Source organism: Photorhabdus sp. RM71S, from assembly GCF_042879355.1.
In the GTDB taxonomy this organism is placed as follows: Bacteria; Pseudomonadota; Gammaproteobacteria; order Enterobacterales; family Enterobacteriaceae; genus Photorhabdus; species Photorhabdus kayaii.
The window spans coordinates 1-365 of the sequence record NZ_JBHFKV010000230.1 but is presented as its reverse complement, the minus strand read 5'-3'; the positions used below and the strand labels follow the sequence as shown (position 1 = coordinate 365).

1 protein-coding gene is annotated in these 365 nt (G+C 49.9%); it reads left to right on the top strand.

The window, feature by feature from the left end; all coding sequences use genetic code 11:
* The coding region (locus ACGF5R_RS24650) for an IS1634 family transposase (protein ID WP_387693277.1) at positions 1-365 on the top strand (365 nt) is incomplete at both ends.

Sequence of the window (365 nt, the reverse complement as noted above, 5' to 3'; positions counted from 1 at the left end):
GGCTCTCAGGCCGGGCTTACAGTCAACTGGATAAAGTCGTGTATGCCCGACTCAAGGTGGGGATGTTTATTTTGGCGACCAATGAAACGGACGATAAGGCGCTGGATATGGTCGCGTTGCTCGCGAATGACAAAGCCCAACAGAAAGTTGAGCGAGGTTTTCGATTCCTAAAAAGTCCCGAGTTCTTAACCTCATCAATGTACCTGAAAAAACCGGAACGCATCGAAGCCTTATTGATGGTGATGACGTGTAGTTTAATGGTGTATGCGGCGCTGGAACATAAAATTCGCACGGGTCTGAAACAAAGCCAGGCATTCTACCCGGATATGAAGCAGCAGCAGACGCAATCGCCCACCGCTCGTTGG